Raw genomic sequence first — 16,247 nt, forward strand, 5'->3', positions numbered from 1 at the left:
GGCCTCCTAGCGATGATCGGTGCGGAGCCTGCGCTCCAGATGCTTGGAATAGAGCGACATGCCGTAGCAGCAAACGAAGAACACCAGCGCCACGAAGCCGTAGAGCTCCCAGACGATGCCGTTCCAGCTCGAGTCGGCGCGGATCGACGTGGTGAGCCCGATCGGGTCGAGAAGCCCGATGATGGCGACGAGCGTGGTGTCCTTGAAGAGCGAGATGAAGTTCGAGACGATGTTCGGGATCGACACCTTCAGCGCCTGCGGCATGACGATCAGCCGCATCGCCTGCCAGTAGTCGAGCCCGAGCGCGTCCGCCGCCTCGTACTGGCCGCGCGGCAGCGCCGCGAGGCCGCCGCGCACGATCTCGGCCATGTAGGCGGCGGCGAACAGCGTCACCATGATGATGACGCGCAGGATGATGTCGAAGTTCGTCCCCGGCGGCAGGAACACGTTGAGCAGGAACGTCGCGACGAGCAGCAGCGTGATCAGCGGCACGCCGCGGATGAACTCGATGAAGCCGACGCAGATCGTCTTGACGAAGAACATGTGCGACCGCCGCCCCAGCGCCAGCAGGATGCCGAGCGGCAGCGAGAAGGCGATGCCGGTCACGCCGATGGTGATCGACAGCATGAACCCGCCGAACTGCTTCGAGGCGACCGGCGTCAGCGGCAGGACGGGCAACGCCCGCGCGACCGGCCCGGCGAGATAGAGCCACCACACGATCGTCACGAGCACCGCCACGATGACGGCGAGCAGCCGCGACGACAGCGGCGCGACGAGCCGCATCGCCAGCGCGCCGACGCCGAACCCGGCGTAAACGGCGAGCGGCACGCTGATCGGCCCGCCCCACAGCAGCCAGTAGGCCACGCCGGGATAGGCGATGGAGAACCACAGCAGCCCCCGCGGCACCCGCGGAAACAGGATCGGGGCCAGCGCGACGAAGAGGAGCGCGAAGGCGAGCGTCGGCCGCCAGTAGAGCGCGGGCGGGTAGAACCCGAACAGGAACTGGTGCCAGCGCTGCCGGATCACCGCGAAGCAGGCCCCGGATGCGTCCGGCCCCCAGGTCGCCTTGATGGTCTCGCGGCATTCGGCAAGCGAGCCCGCGTTCCAGACCGAATGCGCGAACCAGGGCCAGGCATGGGCGACGAGCCACAGCACGGCGCCGCCGGCGAGGAGGGTCAGGATCGCGTTCAGCCAGGACGAGAACAGGTTCGCGCGCGCCCAGCCGACCGGCCCGCGGGTCGCGCCGGGCGCCGTCTGCGGGGGCAGCATCTCGCCGCGGACGAAGGTCACGTCGGTCATCTCACCGCTCCTTCAGCGAGACGCGGGCGTTGTACCAGTTCATCGCCGACGACACCGTCAGGCTGACGAGCAGGTAGAACCCCATCAGCAGCAGCATGCATTCGAGCTCGCGGCCGGTCTGGTTCATGGTGATGCCGCCGAGCGTCGCGCGCACGTCCATGTAGCCGACCGCGATGGCGAGCGAGGAGTTCTTGGTCAGGTTCAGGTATTGCGAGATCAGCGGCGGGATGATCACCCGCAGCGCCTGGGGCAGCACCACGAGGCTCATGATCCGGTTCGGCCGGAGCCCCAGCGCCGCCGCCGCCTCGGACTGCCCGCGCGAAACCGCCTGGATGCCGGCGCGAACGTTCTCGGCGATGAAGGCGCCGGTATAGAGCGAGAGCGCCAGCGTCAGCGCCACCAGCGCCTTGTCGACGAAGCCGCCGCCCTGGAAGTTGAACCGCTGCAGCACCGGATAATCGAGCGAGATCGGGCCGCCCATCGCCATGTCGACGAGAAGCGTCGGCAGGATCAGCAGCCCGAGCTTGATCCACGGCGTCGGCAGCGCCTGCCCGGTCGCCTCCTGCCGCGCCGCGGCCCAGCGCCCGAAGACCACGATGGCGACGAGCGACAGCACGAAGGCCCCGACCACCACCTGCCAGCCGGGCCCGAAGACGGGCCAGGGGATGAAGAGGCCGCGGTTCGTCACCGCCACCGAGTCGTTGAACAGCATCTGCGCCGCGGCGTTCTCGCCCCGGAACGCGGCCGGGGCCGGCGTCAGGTCGGTGATGACCGCCATCAGCGCGAGGATCCAGAGCAGCACCGGCACGTTGCGGAAGATGTCGACATAGGCCCCGGCGAGCCGCGACACGATCCAGTTGTTCGAGAGCCGCAGCACGCCGATCAGCACCCCGATCGCCGTGGCGAGGATGCAGCCGAGGACCGCCACGAGGATGGTGTTCAGGATCCCCACCACCGCCGCGCGGCCATGGGTGCTGTCGTTGGTGTAGGGGATCAGCGCCTGGTTGATGTCGTAGCCGGCGCGCGACGAGAGGAAGCCGAAGTCGAACGTCTTGCCGAGGGCGGAGAGGTTCTGGATCGTGTTGTTCACGAGCCAGGCGATGACGAGCATGAAGGCCATCACCGCGACGACCTGGATGGTCATCGACCTGTAGCGCGTGTCCGAAAGCAGCATTCCGAGGCGGAACGGCCGCTCGCCGTAGTCGATGCTGGCCATCACGGTCCTCCTGAGGTGTCGGCGCCGCGGCGGGAGCGGCCCGGACGCCCGCGAGCGGGGCGTCCGGGCGCGCCGGGGATCAACGGAACGGCGGGGAGAACTGCAGGCCGCCCTCGGTCCACTGGGCGTTGAGGCCGCGGGCGAGGTTCGAGGGCGTGCCCTCGCCGATGTGGCGGGCGAAGATCTCGCCGTAGTTGCCGCCGACGCTGATCGCGCGCACGGCCCAGTCCTTGTCGAGGCCGAGCATGGCGCCGAGGTCGCCCTCCGTGCCGAGCAGGCGCTTCACCTCCGGGTTCGGCGAGGCCTTCATCTCCTCGAGGTTGGCGGAGGTGACGCCGTATTCCTCGGCGGCGACCAGCGCGTTCAGCGTCCAGCGGGCGATGTCGGCCCACTGGTCGTCGCCGTGGCGCACGATCGGGCCGAGCGGCTCCTTGGAGATCACCTCCGGCAGGATGATGTGCGCCGAGGGATCCTCGTAGGTGGCGCGGCTCGCCGCGAGGCCGGAGATGTCGGTGGTGTAGGCGTCGCAGGCGCCGGCGAGGTACTGCTGGTTGCCCTCCGCGTTGGTCTGGATCGGCACCGGCTGGTAGCTGATGTTGTTCGCCTTGAAGAAGTCGGCGAGGTTCAGCTCGGTCGTCGTGCCGGTCTGGATGCAGATCGTCGCGCCGTCGAGCTCCAGCGCCGAGGTGACGCCGAGCTCCGCCGGCACCATGAAGCCCTGGCCGTCGTAGTAGTTGACGCCGACGAAGGTCAGCTTCAGGTCGGCGTCGCGCGACAGCGTCCAGGTGGAGTTGCGCGCCAGCACGTCGACCTCGCCCGAGGAGAGCGCGGTGAAGCGCGTCTCGGTGGTGGTCGGGGTGAACTCGATCTTCTCGCCGTCGCCGAGCACGGCCGCCGCGAGCGCGCGGCAATAGGCGATGTCGAAGCCGTCCCAGCGACCGCTGGAGTCCGGCGCCGCGAAGCCGGCGAGGCCCGCGTTGGTGCCGCATTTGAGCACGCCGCGCGCCTTCACGTCGTCGAGCGTCCCCGCCGAGGCGGCGGCCGCGAACGCTGCGAGCGCGGCGCCGGCCAGTAATGCTGTTCTGGTCATGAACGTCCTCTTCCCTGTTGGCGCACCTCGCCGTCGTTTGGACCTAGGGCCCGGAGGCGTAGTTTCGAGCGCTCCGTCATGCTTGCCGCCAAACCGGCGTGCGTCAAGGCGCTCTGCCCGGTTTCGGTCAACGGAGCGCGGAATGACGCCGTGGATGCAGAACGATCAGCGGCTTGCGAGCATTTCCAGCAGTTTGGCGGCGTTCAGGAAGTCCTGCCGGCGCCGCGCGGCCGCCTGGACCGCCTCGGCGTCCTCGCCCCATTGCTCGGCCTGCCAGGCCTCGTCGACCCGCGACAGCGCCCAGGCCTCGTCGGGGTCGAGCGCGCCGCGGCGCACCGCGAGCGCCAGCACGAGCGAGCCCGAGAGCGTGGTCAGCTCGTGGAGCGCCGTCAGCGCGAAGGCGTCCTCGCCGATCAGCGCGGCCGCGAGCGCGTCGAGGCTCGCCTGCGGCTGGAGCCGGTGCATCACGCCCTCGCCGGTCAGGAGCCGCGCGGCGAGCGCCTCGGCGGCCCAGGCGAGCACCGGGTCCCAGGCCGCCTCCTGCCGCCGCCGCAGCGCCTCGGGCGCCGCCGCGCGGTAGCAGAGCAGGTCGCTCTCGCCGTAGGCGGCGATCTGCTCGACAACCGCCGCGCGCGCCGCATCGATCCGGTCGACCGCGACGTTGACCGCGCGGGTGAAGGGCATCGCTTCGGGTCGGATGGCGCCCTCGACGGCGCGCCACTCCTCCGCCACCGCCTCGGCGAGCGCGCGGGCAGGCGCGGCGAGCGGCTTGCCGGCCGGCGTCATCAGCGGCTTGCCGTCGAGGCTCACGCCGAAGCCGTCCGCGGCCGGCTCGACCGTCGCTTCGGTCCAGAACCTGCGGTCCCCCGGCTTCACGGCCGCGCCCGCAGCCGGTCGAGCGCCGCGTCGAGCGCGCCGAAGTCCTCGATCACCACATCCGCGCCCGCCGCCTCCAGCCGGGCGCGCGGGTGGTAGCCCCAGGCGACGCCGATCGTCGCGAGGCCGGCGGCGCGGCCCATCTCGATGTCGAACGCCGTGTCGCCGACCATCGCCGCCGCCTCCGGCGCGCATCCCGTCTCGGCGAGGGCCGCGCGCAGCATCGAGGGATGCGGCTTCGAGGGGTGGCCGTCCGCGGTCTGCGCGGTGGCGAAGAGCCCGGCGAGGCCATGGGCGTGCAGCACGTGGTCGAGTCCCCGCCGCGCCTTGCCCGTCGCCACCCCGAGCAGCGTCGCCGGATCGGCGGACAGCCGCTCGAGCGCCGCCCGCGCGCCGGGATAGAGCGGCGCGGCCGACTCCCCCCCGCCGGCGGCGCGGGCGGCGAGGAAGCTGCTGCGATACCCCTCGACCAGCGCGCCGCGAGCGGCGGCGTCGAGCTCGGGGGCAAGCGCCGCCATCGCCTCGGGCAGCGACAGGCCGACGATGGCGAGCACGTCCGCGTCCCCCGGCCGCGCCCGCCCGATGGCGGCGAAGGCCGCGTCCATCGAGGCGAGGATGACGTGCTGGCTGTCGACCAGCGTCCCGTCGACGTCGAAGACGACGAGCTGCCGGGTCACGGGCGTTCCTCGAACGGATCCGCCGGCGCGTCGCCGGGCCGCCAGCCGAAGAGCGCGAAGGTCCGCGCCATGTGCTCGGGCAGCTCGGCCACCAGCGCCAGCCGCTTGCCGGTGGCCGGGTGGACGAGGGCGAGCGAGCGGGAATGCAGGTGCAGCTTGCGGCTGACCGAGCCGCCGAGCTGCGCCCCCCAGCCCTCGCCGGCGTTCTCCTGTCCCGATCCGCCGTACTTGCCGTCGCCGGCGATCGGATGGCCGATCGCCGCCATGTGGGCGCGGAGCTGGTGCGTCCGCCCGGTCAGCGGCGCGAGCGCCACCCAGGCGGCGCGCCGCCCGGCCGCGTCGATCGTGGTGTAGTCGGTCGTCGCGCGCTTCGCCCCCTCGGTCGTCGCCACCGCGTCGGGATGGACGATGCGCATCTTCTCGCCCTCGCCGCCGGCGCCGTGCCCGCCGGCCTTGACGAGGCCGTAGCGGATCGTCGCCGCCGGCGGCTTCGGAGCCCCGGCGGTGACCGCCCAGTAGATCTTGCGTGCGTCCCGCGCCTGGAAGGCCTTCGCGAGCCCCGCCGCCGCCCGCGCGCTCCGCGCCAGCAGCAGCACGCCGGAGGTGTCGCGGTCGAGCCGATGCACCAGCCGGGGCTTCTCGTCCGCGCCGAAGCGCAGGGCCTCGGCGAGCCCGTCGACATGCCGGGTCGTGCCGGTGCCGCCCTGCGTCGCCAGCCCGGCGGGCTTGTTGAGCGCGATCACGTCGTCGTCGCGATAGATCACCGCGGCGCGGATCATCGCCGCGTCCTCGTCCGAGACCGCCGCCCGCGCGCCCGGCGGGACAGGGGCCTCGCCCTCCGGGATCGGCGGCAGCCGCAGCGTCTGCCCGGGCGCCAGCCGCGCCGAGGCCTGCGTCCGCCCGCCGTCGAGCCGGATCTCGCCCTTGCGGCACATCCGCTCGATCAACCCCTGGCCGAGATGCGGGTGCAGCCGCCGCAGCCAGCGGTCGAGGCGCTGGCCGTCCGCGTCCTCGCCGAGCACGATCTGCCGGACGCCGCTCATGCGGCCCGGCGCGGCGGCGCGATCGGTCGAGGCAGGGACAAGGCGGGCTCCCGGATTTCGCCCCCAAAGGCCTCCCGCGCCGCGCTTTGTCAAGCGCGCGCCTCCCCTTCCGCCTCCCCTTCCGCCCGCCCGCCGCGCCCGCTAGGGTGGCCCGCCATGGCCGAGCCCGACGACGACCCGCTCCTCCTCGACCCCGACGGCGGCCTGCCGCGGCTGGTCGCCATCATGGCGCGCCTGCGCGACCCCGAGCGCGGCTGCCCCTGGGACCTCGAGCAGGACTTCGCCACGATCGCCCCCTACACGATCGAGGAGGCCTACGAGGTCGCCGACGCCATCGAGCGCGGCGCCATGGGCGAGCTGCGCGACGAGCTGGGCGATCTGCTCCTCCAGGTGGTCTACCACGCCCAGATGGCCCGCGAGGCCGGCCATTTCGGCTTCGACGACGTCGCGCGCGGCGTCTCCGACAAGATGATCCGTCGCCACCCCCACGTCTTCGGCGCCGAGAGCCGCGACAAGAGCGCCGCCGAGCAGACCCGCGACTGGGAGGCGATCAAGGCGGCCGAGCGCGCCGCCCGGCCGGTGCGGCCGAGCGCGCTCGACGGGGTGGCGATGGGGCTGCCGGCGCTCCTGCGCGCGGTGAAGCTGCAGAACCGCGCGGCGCGCGTCGGCTTCGACTGGCCGGACGCCGGCGCGGTGCTCGACAAGATCGCCGAGGAGACGGCGGAGCTGGTCGAGGCCCGCGACGCCGGCGACGCGGGCAAGGTCGCGGAGGAATTCGGCGACCTCCTGTTCGTGATGGCGAACCTCGCCCGCCACCTCGGCGTCGATCCCGAGGCGGCGTTGCGCGCCGCCAACGCCAAGTTCACCCGGCGCTTCCACGCCATCGAGGCGGCGCTGGCCTGCGACGGCCGCGGCCCCGAGCAGTCCGACCTCGCCGAGATGGACGCCCTCTGGAACGCCGCCAAGGCGGCCGAGCGGACGGGCTGAGGGCGCGGGCCTCCGGGGCGGCGCGCGACCGGACCGAAAGGGCGTCAACCTTCCTTTCCAATTGGTTGATGCTATGAGATTGTAATTATAATACAGTGACTTGATCCGGCTATCACGCGTGTTAGGTCCGGCTATCACGCGTGATAGGGCCGGTCGGGCCGGGGGCCGCAGGCCTTGCCGGCGTCCGACGCGAGGCTCCAGGCGGCCGGGGCGTGGCCGCGGGGCGCGCGCTTGCCGCATCCGGGCGCATGGGCTAAGGGGCGCCCGAAGCGGAGAGCCCCCATGCCGAAGGACAAGGATCCGAAGCCCCGACGCCCGCGCGCCGAGACGCCGCGGGGCTTCCGCGACTGGTTCGGGGCCGAGGTGCGCGCCCGCGCGGCGATGCTCGACCGCATCACCGGGGTCTACCACCGCTACGGCTTCGACCCGCTGGAGACGAGCGCGGTGGAGACCGTCGAGGCGCTGGGCAAGTTCCTGCCCGACGTCGACCGGCCGCAGGGCGGCGTCTTCGCCTGGGACGACCCGGACGAGGGCTGGCTGGCGCTGCGCTACGACCTGACGGCGCCGCTCGCCCGCGTGTTCGCGCAGCACCGCAACAGTCTGCCCACCCCCTATCGCCGCTACCAGGTTGGCCCGGTCTGGCGGAACGAGAAGCCCGGCCCGGGACGCTTCCGCCAGTTCACCCAGTGCGACGCCGACACCGTCGGCGCGGGAACCGTCGCGGCCGACGCCGAGATGGCGGCGATGCTCGCCGACGCGCTCGAGGCGGCCGGCATCGCCCGGGGCGACTACGTGGTGCGCATCAACGACCGCAAGGTGCTGAACGGCGCCCTGCAGGCCGCCGGCCTCTTCGACCCGGCCGACCCCGAGGCGGGGGCGGAGCGGCGGGGCATCGTCATGCGCGCGGTCGACAAGCTCGACCGGCTGGGAACCGACGGGGTGCGCGCGCTCCTCGGCGCGGGGCGGCGCGACGAGAGCGGCGACTTCACCCCCGGCGCGGGCCTCTCCGACGAGCAGGCGGCCTGCATCCTCGGGCTCAGCGAGGCGCGCCGCGACAGCGCGGCGGCGACCTGCGCCCGCCTCGCCGAGATCGTCGCCGGCTCGCCCGTGGGCGTCGAGGGCGTGCAGGAGCTCGCCGCCATCGCCGAGCTCCTCGAGGCGCAGGGCTACGGGCCCGACCGCGTCGTGATCGACCCCGCCGTGGTGCGCGGCCTCGGCTACTACACCGGGCCGGTCTGCGAGGCGGAGCTGACCTTCGAGATCCTCGACGACAAGGGCAGGCCGCGGCAGTTCGGCTCGGTCGCCGGCGGCGGCCGCTACGACGACCTCGTCCGGCGCTTCACCGGGCAGGCGGTGCCGGCGACCGGCGTCTCGGTGGGCGTCGACCGGCTGCTGGCGGCGCTGGCCGCCAGGGGCCGCGCCGGCGCCGCGGAGCCGGGGCCGGTGGTGGTGACGGTGATGGACCGCGACGCCATGGCCGAGTACCAGGCGATGGCGGCCGAGCTGCGCGCCGCGGGCGTCCGCGCCGAGGTGTTCCTCGGCGGCGGCAACGTCGGCCGGCAGCTCAAGTACGCCGATCAGCGGCGCTCGCCGGTGGCGGTGATCGCCGGCGAGGACGAGCGGGCGCGCGGCGTCGTGCAGCTCAAGGACCTCGCGCTCGGGGCGCGGCTCGCGGCCGAGATCGAGGACCACGGGGCCTGGAAGGCGCAGCCGGCGCAGGTCGAGGCGCCGCGCGCGGGCCTCGTCGCCGCGGTGCGGGAGATGCTCGCCCGGACGGGCGGCTAGGGGATGGTTTCCGACCGCCCGCATCTGCCCGGGGCGCGCCTCGGGCCCGGCCTCGCCCGGCTGGAGGAGGCGGCGGCGCGCGTGGTGGCGGCGCTCGGCCGCGAGGCGGACTATGTCGAGCTGGCCGCGCTGCAACCGGCGGACGTGCTCCTCGACCTCTACGGCGAGGACATCCGCGCCCGCGCCTTCGTCACCGCCGACGACGGGGCGGAGATGATGCTGCGCCCGGACTTCACCGTGCCGATCGTGCGGCTCCACATGGAGACCGGGCGGGCGCGGGGGGCCTACGCCTATTGCGGGCCGGTCTGGCGGCGGCAGGACGGCGGCTCGGACCAGGGGCGCGAGTATCTCCAGGCCGGGGTCGAGCTCTTCGGCGGCGCCGACGCCGCCGCGGCGGACGCCGAGGCGCTGCGGCGGATCCTCGACGCGCTCGGCGACGCGCCGGTCGAGCTCGTGGTCGGCGACCTCGGCCTGCCGCTCGCGGTGATCGACGCGCTCGACACGCCGGCGGCGCGCAAGGCGGCGCTGCGGCGGCACCTGTGGCGGCCGGCGCGCTTCCACGTGATGCTGGAGCGCTACGGGGCGCGGCACGCCGAGGTGACCGCGGGACGGGCCGGGCTCCTCGCCGCCATCGCGGCGGGCGGGGCGGAGGCGCTGGTCGCCGGGGCAGGGGCGCCGGTCGGGGCGCGCGGCGAGGACGAGGTGCTGGACCGCCTGGCGCGGCTGCGGGTCGAGGCGGGGACGCCGCCGCTCGATCCGCGCGCGGTGGCGGGGCTCGAGGCGGTGCTGGCCGTGGCCGGCCCCGCCCCGGCGGCGCTGGCGCGGCTGCGCGAGATAGCGGTCGACCTGCCCGGGCTCACGCCGGCGGCGGAGCGGCTCGACGCGCGGCTCGAGGCGATCGCGGCGCGGGGGGTGGAGCCGGCCACGCTGCGCTTCGAGGGCAGCTTCGGGCGGACGACGCTCGAATACTACGACGGCTTCGTCTTCGGCGCGGTGGCGCGCGGGCGCGCCGACCTGCCGCCGATCGCCAGCGGCGGCCGCTACGACACGCTGACGCGCATCCTCGGCGGCGGCCGGGGCGTGCCCGCGGTCGGCGGCATCGTCCGGCCGGAGGCGCTGCTGGCGCTCTCGGAGGCGGAGGCGTGACCCGGCTCCGGCTCGGCATCCCGTCGAAGGGGCGGCTCCAGGAGGAGACCATCGCCTGGTTCGGCGCGCGCGGCGTGACGATCGCGCGCACCGGCGCGGGGAGGGAATATGCCGGCCGGGTCGAGGGCGCGCCGGAGCTGGCGCTCGTCCTGCTCGCCGCGGCGGAGATCCCGGGCGAGCTGGCCGCCGGGCGGCTCGACCTCGGGGTGACCGGGCAGGATCTGGTGCGCGAGGAGATCCCCGGCTGGGCCGAGCGGATGGAGGAGCTGGCCGGGATGGGCTTCGGCTTCGCCGACCTCGTCGTCGCGGTGCCGGCCTTCTGGATCGACGTCCGGGACATGTCCGACCTCGACGCGGCGGCGGCGGCGTTCCGGGCCCGGCACGGGCGGCGGCTGCGGGTGGCGACGAAGTACCGGCGGCTGGCGCGGGAGTTCTTCCGCCGCCACGGCGTCGCCGACTACGCCCTCGTCGACAGCGCCGGCGCGACCGAGGGCAGCGTCAAGAACCTGACCGCGGAGGCGATCGTCGACATCACCAGCACGGGCGAGACGCTGCGGGACAACCACCTGCGCGTCCTCGACGACGGCCTGATCCTGCGCAGCCAGGCGACGCTCTTCGCGAGCCGGGCGGGCCGGGACACGCCGGAGCGCCGCGCCCTCCGGATTGCGCTCGCGGCCCGGCTGGGCCTCGCCGCGCCGGCCGGGGCCTGAGCGGCCGGGGTGGGCGCCGCGGCCCGCCCGCCGATATCACGCGCTAACACGCGTGTTAGCAAGGTCAAGCTACTGTAATTTAAGGATAATTCCAAAACCGTCAACCCTTTCGTCACGAAGGTTGACGATGGCTTGCAGGGGTCGGACGTGGCTGCCGGGTGAGTCCGGCGGCCGGGCGGAGAGGGTCTATGCGCTGCCCTCCTCCGCGGCGACGAGGGCGTCGAGCTCGGGCAGGAGGACGACGCTCTCCTGCTCGTTGGGGTCGGTGCGCGCGATGACGGCGACGGCGGGGCCGGGGCCGGGATTCCACGGCAGGTGCGGCATCCCGGCCGGAATGTAGACCATGTCGCCGGCGCGCGCCGTCATCCGTCGCTCCAGCCGCGGGCCGTAGCGCATCTCGGTCACGCCCTCGATCATGTAGATCGCCGTCTCATGGCTCTCGTGAAGATGGGCGTTGGCCCGGCCGCCCGGCGGGATGGTCAGGAGGTGCATGCAGACGCCGCGGGATCCGGCGGTCTCGGCGGAGACGCCGGCGACGTAGTCGAAGCCCTGCTTGCCGTGGTAGCTGCCGCCGGGGCGGATCAGGGTGCAGTCCTCGGGCGCGTCGGACATGGGGGTGCTCCTCTCCCGAATCGTCTCCCCGGATCATAGCGCCCGGAGCGCGATTCCTGAGGGCGCCGCCGCGGCGCGGCGCCCGACCGCGCCGCTCGTCCGGGCCGCGGCGAGGCCGGGCGCGCCGGGCGGCGCATCCCGCCTCCGCGGGGCTTTCAATCGCGCGCCCGATGTCCTACTTCGGGTCGCAGGATGCTGTCCCTCAAGACGAAATACGCGATCAAGGCCCTGATCGTCCTCGGCGAGGAGCGCGCCCGCGGCGGCGGCTCGCTGCGGATCGAGGAGGTCGCCGACCGCGGCGGCACCCCCAAGCGCTTCCTCGAGCACATCCTGATCGATCTCCGCAACGGCGGCTACATCGGCAGCCGCCGCGGCCGCGACGGCGGCTACTTCCTGATCAAGGAGCCGCGCCAGATCGCGATCGGCGAGGTCCTCCGCCTCGTCGACGGCCCCATCGCGCCGCTCCCGTGCCTCTCCCGCCTCGCCTACCGCCGCTGCGAGGACTGCGCCGACGAGGCGACCTGCCGGCTCCGCAAGGTCTTCGGCGAGCTCTTCGCCGGCTACCTCCTCATGCTGGAATCGCTGACGCTGGCCGACCTGCTGACCGACGATTCGATCATCGCGGCCGGCGAGGCGACGCCGGTAGAGATCTAACCATCTGAAAAGGCTGCGTTAACACTCCGGGGATTTTCTACTTGTGAAACACGATAGAGTCTGTCGTGATAATGGGGAAATCACTGGAGGCTTCCATGGACAGCTATCTGCCCCGAGAGGCGCGCGCCGAGGCGAACCCGGCCGCCGCCCTCGACGCCGAGACCGCCCCCGAGACCGTGACCCTCGTCTTCGACATGTTCGGCGGCGTGCATCTCGCTCCCCAGCCCGTGCGCCGTTCCGACGCGCCGCCCGCGCCGCGGCGGCGCTGGCCCTTCGGCGCGGCCAGCGCCACGGCGCTCGCCGCGGCCCTGCTGGCGACCGGCCTCGCGCCCCACCCGGCGGCGGCGCAGGCGGCGCTCACGCTCCTCAACGTCTCCTACGACCCGACCCGCGAGCTCTACCGCGACATCAACGCCGCGTTCGCCGAGGAGTGGGCGGCGGCCGGCAACCCGGCGATCGAGGTCGAGGCCTCGCATGGCGGCTCCGGCAGCCAGGCCCGCGCGGTGATCGACGGGCTCGACGCGCAGGTGGTGACGCTGGCGCTCGCCTCCGACATCGACGCGATCGCGACGAAGTCGGGCAAGATCCCGGCCGACTGGCAGTCGAAGCTGCCGCACAACTCGTCGCCCTACACATCGACGATCGTCTTCCTCGTCCGCGAGGGCAACCCGAAGCACATCGAGGACTGGGACGACCTGATCGCCGACGGCGTGCAGGTCATCACCCCGAACCCGAAGACCTCGGGCGGCGCGCGCTGGAACTACCTCGCGGCCTGGGCCTGGGCCGAGCAGAACGGCCAGGACCCGCGCGGCTTCGTCGGCAAGCTCTTCAGCCACGTGCCGGTCCTCGACACCGGCGCCCGCGGCTCGACGACCACCTTCGCGCAGCGCGGCATCGGCGACGTCCTGCTCGCCTGGGAGAACGAGGCGCATCTCGCGCTGAAGGAGCTCGGCGACGACAAGTTCGACATCGTCGTGCCGACGGTCTCCATGCTCGCCGAGCCGCCGGTGGCGATCGTCGAGAGCAACATCCACAGCGAGGAGCAGGCGAAGGCGGCCAAGGCCTATCTCGACTTCCTCTACTCGCCCGAGGGCCAGGCCATCGCCTTCAAGAACTTCTACCGCGCCTGGGACACCTCGGAGGCCAATCCCGAGGACGTGGCGCGCTTCCCGAAGCTGGAGCTGGTCTCGATCGACCACTTCGGCGGCTGGGGCAAGGCGCAGCCGGAGCACTTCGCCGACGGCGGCGTGTTCGACCAGATCTACGTCGGGCAGTAAGCGCGATGCGAGGGGTCGCCTTTCGCGCTTCGTCGCCCTTGCCGGGCTTCGGGATAAGCTTCGGCATCACCGCGGCGATGCTGTCCTGCGTCGTCCTCCTGCCGATCGGCGCGCTCCTGTTCAGGGGCGCGCTCGTCGGGCCGGTCGGGCTCTGGGAGACGATCAACCGTCCCCGGGTCTGGTCGGCGCTGGAGCTGTCGTTCATGACGTCGCTCTACGCGGCGCTCTTCAACCTCGTCTTCGGCCTCGCCGTGGCCTGGACGCTGACGCGCTACCGCTTCTGGGGGCGCAAGCTGATCGACGCCACCGTCGACCTGCCCTTCGCGCTGCCGACGGCGGTCGCCGGCATCGCGCTCACCACCCTCTACGCGCCGAACGGGGTCTTCGGCGCGGCGCTGGCGCCGCTCGGCATCCAGGTCGCCTATACGCGGCTCGGCATCTTCGTGGCGCTGGTCTTCGTCGGGCTGCCCTTCGTGGTCCGCACGGTTCAGCCGGTGATCGAGGAGCTCGAGCGCGAGGTCGAGGAGGCCTCGGCGACGCTGGGGGCGTCGCGGGCGCGCACCTTCGTGCGGGTGGTCCTGCCGACGCTGGCGCCGGCGCTGCTCACCGGGGGCGCGCTCGCCTTCGCGCGCTCGGTCGGGGAGTACGGGTCGGTGATCTTCATCGCCGGCAACCTGCCGAACGTGACCGAGATCGCGCCGCTCCTCATCGTCATCCGGCTCGAGGAGTTCGACTACGACGGGGCGGTCGCCATCGCCATCGCCATGCTGGCGATCTCCTTCGCGATGCTGCTCGCCATCAACCTCATCCAGGTCTGGAGTCGCAGGAGGTTCGCCGATGCGTAGCCTCGCCGCCTCCGACACGGCGCCCGTGGTCCCCGCCGCTCGCGCCGTCAACCGCCGGTCCCGGGTCGCCAGCGACCCCGCGAAGCCCGGGGCCGGCATCCCCCTCGCAGCCACGGCGGCCCTCGCCGCCGTGACTCCAGCAGCGACGGCGGCCCTCGCCGCCGTGACGCTCGCCGCCGCCGGGATCGTCCCCGCGGCGCTCGCGGCAGGATGCCTCGCCTCGCTCTGCCTGCTCCACGCCGCGGCCGCCGGGCCGCAGCCCGCCCCGGCGCCCGTGCGCGCCGTCGCCCGGAGGCTCCGCCATGACTGACGCAACCTATCCCGCGCCCCGCGCGGCCGCCTGGCGGGGCGCCTCGCCGACGGAGGAGCCCGCCTGGGTCCGCCGCGGCCTGATCGCCATCGTCGTCGGCCTGCTCGCCATCGCGCTCTTCGCCCCGCTCGTCACGGTCTTCGCCGAGGCGTTCAAGGACGGGATCGTCGCCGCGGTCTCCGCCCTCGGCGAGCGCGACGCGCTGTCGGCGATCCGGCTGACGCTGATCACCGCGGCGATCGCCGTGCCGCTCAACGCCGCCTTCGGCCTCGCCGCCGCCTGGGCGATCGCCAAGTTCGACTTCCGCGGCAAGGCGTTCCTGATCACGCTGATCGACCTGCCGTTCTCGGTCTCGCCGGTCGTCGCCGGCCTCAGCCTCGTGCTGCTCTTCGGCGCCAACTCGGCGCTCGGCGGCTGGCTGGTCGCCCACGGGGTGCAGGTCGTCTTCGCCGTGCCGGCGATCGTGCTCGCCACGATGTTCGTCACCTTCCCCTTCGTCGCCCGCGAGCTCATCCCGGTGATGCAGGAGCAGGGCCGCTCCGAGGAGGAGGCGGCGCTGACGCTCGGGGCCTCGGGCTGGCGGACCTTCCTGACGGTGACGCTGCCGAACGTCCGCTGGGCGCTGCTCTACGGGGTGCTGCTCTGCAACGCCCGCGCCATGGGCGAGTTCGGCGCCGTTGCGGTCGTGTCCGGCCGCATCCGCGGCCAGACCGCGACCATGCCGCTGATGATCGAGATGCTCTACAACGAGTACCTCTCGGTCGCCGCCTTCACCATGGCGGCGCTCCTCGCGGCGCTGGCGCTCGTCACGCTCGTCCTCAAGTCCGGCCTCGAGTGGCGCTACGCCGACCAGCTCGCGGCCAGCCGTCGCCATTGACCAGTATCCGGGGGTAGCACCATGCATATCGAGATCGAAGACCTCGCCAAGGAGTTCGGGACAACCACCGCGCTCCATCCGGTGAGCCTCGCCATCCCCTCGGGCGCGCTCGTCGCGCTGCTCGGGCCGTCGGGATCGGGAAAGACCACGCTCCTGCGCATCCTCGGCGGCCTCGAGCGGCCCGACCAGGGGCGGGTGCTGTTCGACGGCCAGGACGCCACCAACCTCTCGGTCCAGGAGCGCCGCGCCGGCTTCGTGTTCCAGCACTACGCGCTCTTCAAGCACATGACGGTGTTCGAGAACATCGCCTACGGGCTCCGCGCCCGGCCGCGCCGCGAGCGCCCCACCGGCGCCGAGATCGACCGGCGGGTGAACAAGCTCCTCGGCCTGATCCAGCTCCCCGACATCGCTCGGCGCTACCCGGCGCAGCTCTCCGGCGGCCAGCGCCAGCGCGTGGCGCTCGCCCGCGCGCTCGCCATCGAGCCGCGGATGCTGCTCCTCGACGAGCCCTTCGGGGCGCTCGACGCCCGCGTCCGCAAGGAGCTGCGCACGGGCCTGCGCGAGATCCACGACCAGACCGGGCTCACCACGGTCTTCGTCACCCACGACCAGGACGAGGCGATGGAGCTCGCCGACCTCGTCGTGGTGATGTCGATGGGCCGCATCGAGCAGACCGGCGCGCCCGACGCGATCCGCGCCCGGCCCGCCACCCGCTTCGTGCGCGAGTTCCTGGCGGCCTGACCCCGGCCGCAGGCGCCCGCGACGAAACCGCGCCGCCCGGTCCCCGCCCGGGCGGCGCTCCGCGTTTCCGGCCGCGCCGCCCGCCGGCGACCTTCCTCGACG

The 16,247-nt window shown here is 73.2% G+C and carries 17 protein-coding genes; 10 read left to right on the top strand and 7 right to left on the bottom strand.

All coding sequences use genetic code 11. The annotated features are described in order from the left end of the window. Positions 1 to 6: 6 nt before the first annotated feature. The 6 genes from KBB57_RS01600 to KBB57_RS01625 form a co-directional block, all read right to left on the bottom strand. Positions 7 to 1,299, bottom strand: coding sequence for an amino acid ABC transporter permease (locus KBB57_RS01600; RefSeq protein WP_290745750.1), 1,293 nt, complete (start codon positions 1,297 to 1,299; stop codon positions 7 to 9). A gap of 1 nt (position 1,300) precedes the next feature. Then, entirely contained in the window at positions 1,301 to 2,515 is a 1,215-nt protein-coding gene (locus tag KBB57_RS01605) for an ABC transporter permease subunit (RefSeq protein WP_290745753.1), read from the bottom strand. Positions 2,516 to 2,594: 79 nt separating this feature from the next. Next, positions 2,595 to 3,605, bottom strand: a complete 1,011-nt coding sequence (locus KBB57_RS01610) for an amino acid ABC transporter substrate-binding protein (RefSeq protein ID WP_290745756.1) — start codon at positions 3,603 to 3,605, stop codon at positions 2,595 to 2,597. A gap of 165 nt (positions 3,606 to 3,770) precedes the next feature. Beyond that, positions 3,771 to 4,481 carry an ATP12 family chaperone protein gene (locus tag KBB57_RS01615; protein WP_290745759.1) on the bottom strand — a complete coding sequence of 237 codons (711 nt, stop codon included), beginning with the start codon at positions 4,479 to 4,481 and terminating at the stop codon, positions 3,771 to 3,773. Continuing rightward, the gene (locus KBB57_RS01620; RefSeq protein ID WP_290745762.1) at positions 4,478 to 5,158 is read right to left on the bottom strand and encodes an HAD-IA family hydrolase; all 681 of its coding nucleotides are present in this window, start codon (positions 5,156 to 5,158) and stop codon (positions 4,478 to 4,480) included. The genes KBB57_RS01615 and KBB57_RS01620 overlap by 4 nt, the downstream gene beginning before the upstream one ends. Further along, complete coding sequence (locus KBB57_RS01625; protein ID WP_290745765.1) at positions 5,155 to 6,201, bottom strand: RluA family pseudouridine synthase; 1,047 nt, start codon at positions 6,199 to 6,201, stop codon at positions 5,155 to 5,157. The genes KBB57_RS01620 and KBB57_RS01625 overlap by 4 nt, the downstream gene beginning before the upstream one ends. Positions 6,202 to 6,357: 156 nt before the next feature. Between KBB57_RS01625 and mazG the strand changes: the two genes are divergently transcribed. The 4 genes from mazG to hisG all read left to right on the top strand — a co-directional run bounded on the left by mazG (position 6,358) and on the right by hisG (position 10,829). Beyond that, positions 6,358 to 7,188: a nucleoside triphosphate pyrophosphohydrolase gene (gene mazG, locus KBB57_RS01630; protein ID WP_290745768.1), complete on the top strand. Its 831-nt coding sequence runs from the start codon at positions 6,358 to 6,360 to the stop codon at positions 7,186 to 7,188. A gap of 282 nt (positions 7,189 to 7,470) precedes the next feature. After that, the gene (hisS, locus tag KBB57_RS01635) at positions 7,471 to 8,973 is read left to right on the top strand and encodes a histidine--tRNA ligase (RefSeq protein WP_290745771.1); all 1,503 of its coding nucleotides are present in this window, start codon (positions 7,471 to 7,473) and stop codon (positions 8,971 to 8,973) included. Positions 8,974 to 8,976: 3 nt separating this feature from the next. Further along, a complete protein-coding gene (locus tag KBB57_RS01640; protein WP_290745774.1) occupies positions 8,977 to 10,119 on the top strand; it encodes an ATP phosphoribosyltransferase regulatory subunit in 1,143 nt (380 codons plus the stop codon). Further along, the gene (gene hisG, locus KBB57_RS01645; protein WP_290745777.1) at positions 10,116 to 10,829 is read left to right on the top strand and encodes an ATP phosphoribosyltransferase; all 714 of its coding nucleotides are present in this window, start codon (positions 10,116 to 10,118) and stop codon (positions 10,827 to 10,829) included. Before KBB57_RS01640 ends, hisG begins: the two co-directional genes overlap by 4 nt. 186 nt (positions 10,830 to 11,015) lie before the next feature. Here hisG and KBB57_RS01650 read toward each other — a convergent pair whose 3' ends face one another. Then, the gene (locus KBB57_RS01650) at positions 11,016 to 11,441 is read right to left on the bottom strand and encodes a cupin domain-containing protein (protein ID WP_290745780.1); all 426 of its coding nucleotides are present in this window, start codon (positions 11,439 to 11,441) and stop codon (positions 11,016 to 11,018) included. A 192-nt stretch (positions 11,442 to 11,633) separates the two neighbouring features. On the opposite strand from KBB57_RS01650, the gene KBB57_RS01655 reads away from it, so the two are divergent. From KBB57_RS01655 to KBB57_RS01680, 6 genes are all read left to right on the top strand, one after another. Beyond that, on the top strand, positions 11,634 to 12,095 hold the full coding sequence (locus tag KBB57_RS01655; RefSeq protein ID WP_290745782.1) for an Rrf2 family transcriptional regulator: 462 nt from the start codon (positions 11,634 to 11,636) through the stop codon (positions 12,093 to 12,095). A 95-nt stretch (positions 12,096 to 12,190) separates the two neighbouring features. Next, positions 12,191 to 13,372 carry a sulfate ABC transporter substrate-binding protein gene (locus KBB57_RS01660; protein ID WP_290745787.1) on the top strand — a complete coding sequence of 394 codons (1,182 nt, stop codon included), beginning with the start codon at positions 12,191 to 12,193 and terminating at the stop codon, positions 13,370 to 13,372. A 5-nt stretch (positions 13,373 to 13,377) separates the two neighbouring features. After that, complete coding sequence (cysT, locus tag KBB57_RS01665) at positions 13,378 to 14,217, top strand: sulfate ABC transporter permease subunit CysT (protein WP_290745790.1); 840 nt, start codon at positions 13,378 to 13,380, stop codon at positions 14,215 to 14,217. Then, a complete protein-coding gene (locus KBB57_RS01670; protein WP_290745793.1) occupies positions 14,210 to 14,527 on the top strand; it encodes a hypothetical protein in 318 nt (105 codons plus the stop codon). Before cysT ends, KBB57_RS01670 begins: the two co-directional genes overlap by 8 nt. After that, entirely contained in the window at positions 14,520 to 15,404 is an 885-nt protein-coding gene (gene cysW / locus KBB57_RS01675; protein WP_290745796.1) for a sulfate ABC transporter permease subunit CysW, read from the top strand. Before KBB57_RS01670 ends, cysW begins: the two co-directional genes overlap by 8 nt. Before the next feature lie 21 nt (positions 15,405 to 15,425). After that, entirely contained in the window at positions 15,426 to 16,145 is a 720-nt protein-coding gene (locus KBB57_RS01680) for a sulfate ABC transporter ATP-binding protein (protein ID WP_290745799.1), read from the top strand. The last annotated feature ends 102 nt before the right edge of the window (positions 16,146 to 16,247 follow it).

The organism is Amaricoccus sp., assembly GCF_017993425.1.
GTDB lineage: Bacteria > Pseudomonadota > Alphaproteobacteria > Rhodobacterales > Rhodobacteraceae > Amaricoccus.